The organism is Coriobacteriia bacterium, from assembly GCA_013334745.1.
Taxonomy (GTDB): Bacteria; Actinomycetota; Coriobacteriia; order Anaerosomatales; family JAAXUF01; genus JAAXWY01.
On record JAAXWY010000079.1, the window covers coordinates 1 to 5,000 of the forward strand.

Annotated in this window: 4 protein-coding genes; 3 read left to right on the forward strand and 1 reads right to left on the reverse strand. The window is 65.0% G+C overall.

Annotation, left to right across the window (positions count from 1 at the left end; genetic code table 11):
* Window positions 1–1,404 (reverse strand): cell wall-binding repeat-containing protein (locus HGB10_11845; GenBank protein ID NTU72495.1); only part of this gene is annotated, 1,404 nt, incomplete at its 3' end.
* A gap of 326 nt (window positions 1,405–1,730) precedes the next feature.
* Between HGB10_11845 and HGB10_11850 the strand changes: the two genes are divergently transcribed.
* The 3 genes from HGB10_11850 to HGB10_11860 form a co-directional block, all read left to right on the forward strand.
* Complete coding sequence (locus HGB10_11850; protein ID NTU72496.1) at window positions 1,731–2,969, forward strand: ammonium transporter; 1,239 nt, start codon at window positions 1,731–1,733, stop codon at window positions 2,967–2,969.
* Window positions 2,970–3,044: 75 nt separating this feature from the next.
* Window positions 3,045–3,383, forward strand: a complete 339-nt coding sequence (locus tag HGB10_11855) for a P-II family nitrogen regulator (GenBank protein ID NTU72497.1) — start codon at window positions 3,045–3,047, stop codon at window positions 3,381–3,383.
* 4 nt (window positions 3,384–3,387) lie between these two features.
* Window positions 3,388–5,000: HD domain-containing protein (locus HGB10_11860; protein NTU72498.1), on the forward strand; the 1,613-nt coding region annotated here is incomplete at its 3' end.

Sequence of the window (5,000 nt, forward strand, 5' to 3'; positions counted from 1 at the left end):
CAGATACTGGTTGCGAACATCCTGTGCGCTGATCGGAACAACTTGGATGTCCACTGAGCCCTTCTGCAGTATCTCCGTGAGAGCGGCATCACGCGTCGTCGCAACCAGGGAGTCGCCGACGTCCTCGACGCTCAAGACCTGCCGGACGAAGCCGGGCTTGAGCGGATCGTCATCCGGCCGTGCGCCGGAACGGTTCAGTACGAGGTACTGACCGGGCACGACAGTCGTTACCGCTACGGGCACGTCATCGAACGTCACTGTCTCGGTCGTCACTCCATCGAAGGCGGTCAGTAGGTCGCCCGTGATGAGTGTCAGTGATTCGGTGTTGAGGTGCGTGTGCGACGCTTGCTGGATCTCGGTCATCACACTCGGGGCCACCCAGCCGGGACCCCCCACCGAGATTATCTCCTTGATGCTCGAACAGTGCCCGTCGAAGAACGCGTGTGTGTGGATGTCGAGGCGGGTCGGATCGGTGGGCATGATGAGGCCCATGGTTCGCGCCGAAAGCGCACCGAGTGAGAGTGAACTCGACCAATCCGTGCCCGAGACCACGTAGACGTTATCGAAGTCGAAGTCGTGATCGGACGCGAACTCCGCCATGAGGTTGGCGGTGTCATAGCTGTCGACACCGGCGATCCGCCACTGAACGGGGATCTGCTTGGTCACCTTCGCCCCGATCGACCTCGAACCGCCTACGATCAGCACGGCCTTGGGGTGAAGCGCGGTGAGCACGGTCTTGGTGGTTGCCGGGATGGAGCTCTTCTTGGTCAGGACGATTGGCGCACCCAGCGCTCCGGCCCATGGACCAACCGACAAGGCGTCGGTGAAGCGCTCACCCGACACGAGGGCGACCCACCCCTCGCCGTCACTGAGACTGTGAATCCTGCGAGCGACCTTCGATGCGGTCACATAGCGGTCAGCCCCGCCGATTCGCTCCACGTAGCGGCGTGTGATACCGCACTCCACGAGGTCGTCGACGATGCCCGACGCAAGCGCCCCCGTACCGCCGAGAATGATTGCGCGTGAGGCGCCCAATCGTTTGATCTCAGCCTTGACCACTGCGGGCAGGGCTGTTCGCTCGCTCAGGAGGAGTGGGGCCTTGAGCGTTGCTGCCAACGGCGTTCCGACAAGGGCATCGGACCAGCCGCGACCGGTCGCGATGACCACGTACTCGGAGCTCGTCCATCCCTGTTGCGCCAACAGCACGCTGTTGGTGAACCGATTCGCGCTTCCGACACGTTGGTTCTCGGGAGCGATAAGCCCCGCCACCCGCGTCGCAGCCACCTGTGCCGCGAGCGCCTGCTCTGCACCCACGGCAACCGGAATCGGCTGCATCGCCACGAGTAGCGCCACCGCCAATGTGGCGCGAAGCCACCGGATCGTCCCAGCACGTCTGATGCTCATGCTCAGCCCCCAACTACTGATGCTCGGTCACGGCGCGAAGTACACACGTGCCCGCGATCGCGTCTGACCGACCCCCTGTCCGTCGTGAGTAGTGCCCAGCCCTCTCCGTCGAACACTCTGGTTGTCGGTATACCCGCAGAGGCCCGCCCCGAACCGTCGGGCGTTTCAGAGCCATTTCACCCAGCCGACGAACTTTCACCTCCGAGACACTCCGCCGAAATGGGCTGGAAACATCACACCCGTACCGTGTGCCCCAGCAATGCAGGAGACGTCACGCGGAAACCACCCTGAAACCGCGTGCTTCAACAAGGAGAAGGAGGACGACGATGCCCGAATTCAACACCGGCGATACAGCGTGGATTCTCGTGTCAGCCGCCCTGGTGCTCTTCATGACGCCCGGACTGGCCGCGTTCTACGCCGGAATGGTGCGCCGCAAGAACGTCTTGGACACCACGCTCCAAAACTTCTTCGCAATGGGTCTTATCGGAGTGCTGTGGGCCGTCATCGGCTACTCGCTCGCATTCACCGATGGTAGCGGGGCGCTCGCGCCGTTCATCGGCGGTCTGCAGTTCGTCGGCCTCAACGGCATCGCAAACACCGCGCACTCGCTCGCTGCCACGATCCCGCAGTCAGTGTTCGCCATGTTCCAGGGTATGTTCGCGATCATCACCGTCGGTCTCATCACCGGTGCGGTGGCCGAGCGCATGAAGTTCTCGGCGTACATCGTGTTCGCGACGCTGTGGTCGCTGCTCGTCTACAGCCCGCTCGCCCACTGGGTGTGGCAGCCGACCGGCTGGCTCTTCAAGCTCGGCGCACTCGACTTCGCGGGCGGTACGGTCGTCCACATCTCATCTGCTGCTGCGGCAGTCGCTTGCGCGATCATGCTCGGCAAGCGCAAGGGCTACGGCAAGGACCAGTTCCACCCGCACAACCTGCCGATGACCGTTCTCGGTGCCGGCATCCTGTGGTTCGGTTGGTTCGGCTTCAACGCCGGCTCCGCGCTGGGCGCCAACAGCCTCGCGGGCTCGGCTTTCCTCAACACCAACATCGCCGCGGCCGCCGCGGTCCTGACCTGGACAGCCGCGGAGTGGATGAAGGCCGGCAAGCCCACCGCTCTGGGTGCCGCGTCCGGTGCCGTCGCCGGCCTCGTCGCCGTCACCCCCGCGTGCGGCTACGTCGAGCCGTGGGCAGCGCTCGTCATCGGCGGTATCGCCGGCGTCGCCTGCTACTTCGGGCTGTTCCTCAAGGGCAAGCTCAAGCTCGATGACGCCCTCGACGTTCTCGGGATCCACGGCATCGGCGGAACACTGGGCGCCGTCCTGACCGGCGTGTTTGCCACGAGCGCCGTCAACTCGGCGATCACCGGTGGTGCGCTCTACGGCAACCCGGGGCAGATCGGGATTCAGCTTATCGGCGTCGTCGCGGCATGGGCGTTCTCGTTCGGGATGAGCATGCTCCTGCTCGCGGGTATCAAGGCCGTCATGGGTCTGCGCGTCGAAGAAGATGCTGAAATCCGCGGTCTCGACCTCTCGGAGCACGGTGAAGAGGGTTACATTTTCGAGTAAGTACGCCACCCGTTCCCGTGCTTCACTGATTCAGGGAACGTACCGACGGACAAGAGACACTCAAAGGAGCCGATCGTGAAGAAGATCGAAGCCATCATCAAGCCGCACAAGCTCGACGATGTGAAGGAAGCGCTCAACGCGCTGGGAGTTGCCGGCATGACAGTGACCGACGTGCGTGGCTACGGTCGCCAGAAGGGCCACACAGAGATCTACCGTGGCTCGGAGTACACCGTGGACTTCGTGCCCAAGGTCAAGGTCGAGGTCGTCGTGGACGACTCGATTGCCGAGGCGGTCGAGACCGCGATCCTCGAGGCCGCACGCACCGAGAAGATCGGCGACGGCAAGATCTTCACCGTCGACGTCACCTCGGCTGTGCGCATCCGCACGGGCGAGCGTGGGCCGGACGCACTCTAGCCCCTTGGAGACCCATCTCGCTGCACGCCAGGTACTGCTGGCCGGCGCCACGCCGGGCATAGAGGCCGCACGCGAGCTGTCGAAACTGACCGATGAAGCCGTCCGGGAACTCGCCCGGGCGGCTTCATCGCACGTCCACGGCAGGTTGGCGATCGTCGCGCTCGGCGGTTGGGGCGCCGGGGCACTTCTCCCCGGCAGCGATCTGGACATCCTCGTGCTTGCCGACGGCCCTTCCTCCCGAGTCAAGCCGTTCGTGGAGGCAGTGCTCTACCCGTTGTGGGACTCCGGGCTCGCAGTGGGGCATCAGGTGCGCTCTCCCAAGGAGCAGCTTCGTGCGATGCGCGAGGACTTCGTGACCTGCACGGCTGCGCTTACCGCTCGCCCACTCGCGGGAGACCTCGAGTGGGCGGCGCGCCACGTGGGTGAGTGTGCCCGAGACGCGCACAAGCGTTCACGCGAGCTACTCGCTGCGCTCGTCGCGCGACCGCGGCCCGGGTCGTGCTACTTGCTCGAGCCCGACCTCAAGGAAGGTGCCGGCGGACGCCGTGACTACGACGAACTGACGTGGACTGCAGCGGTGCTGACCGGTATCCCACAGCACGACCCGTCAGCACTCGTCGACCGTGGGCTGCTGCTACCCGAGGAGTTCGAGCGCCTGACGGTCCACGCAGAGACGCTCGCCACTGCTCGCTGGATTCTCGCACGCGAGGGCTACGGCAATCTGCTCTCACTCGATGCCCTCGATGTAGTCCCCGACGAGCTCGCCCAGGCGACGCAGCTCGCGCTGGCTGAGACGGCGCTCATCCTCGGCGCTGCGCGTCGGCGCCTTGCCGGACAGCCCGATCCCGGATCCGGGCACGTGACGTCTGGACAGGTGCACGAATGGCTCGACCAGGGGCTCGACGGGCTGTCGGCCATCGAGCAGGCCGCACAATCGGGTCGGCTGGAGGAGCTCGCACCGGGATTCCGCGAACTGATGACCGTTCGCCGACCCGGCCTCGGCCACCAACTCACCGTGGGCGCCCACTCGCTTCGCGCAGCGGCGCTGCTCGACAGCCTGCGCTCCGACCCCGTACTGGCCCGTTCTGCCGCAGCCACGCCCTCGCTACCTGCCCTGCAGGTTGCTGCGATCGCCCACGACGTCGGGAAGATCGATGGAGGCGCCGACCACCCGCAGCGCGGAGCCGCGCCCGCTCACGACATCGCTGCGCGCTTCGGCCTTGACGAGCGATGGGCCTCGCATGTGTCAGAACTCGTGCGGCTGCATCTCGCCCTCGCCGAGATGGCCACGCATGTGGATCTCGACGACGAAGACTCCGTGCTTTCGGCCGCCGCACGTATCGGCGACCGAGGCCTGCTGGGGCCATTGCATCTGCTCACGGCGGCCGACTCGAACAACACCAAGGTGCTGACCATCCTGGATGTCTTCACCAACGCCAGCGATAACATCCAGGAAGTCACCTATTACTTCCGCACAGCCTTCGATTTCCCGGCGGATACGAATGGTGCAAGGCTCTGGGTTTACACGATGCTGGATGATGGTGCGGTGATCTACCTCAATGGGCAGGAGGCTGAACGAGTCCGGATGACGGCGGCCCCTGCGGTCATCGCCGCGGG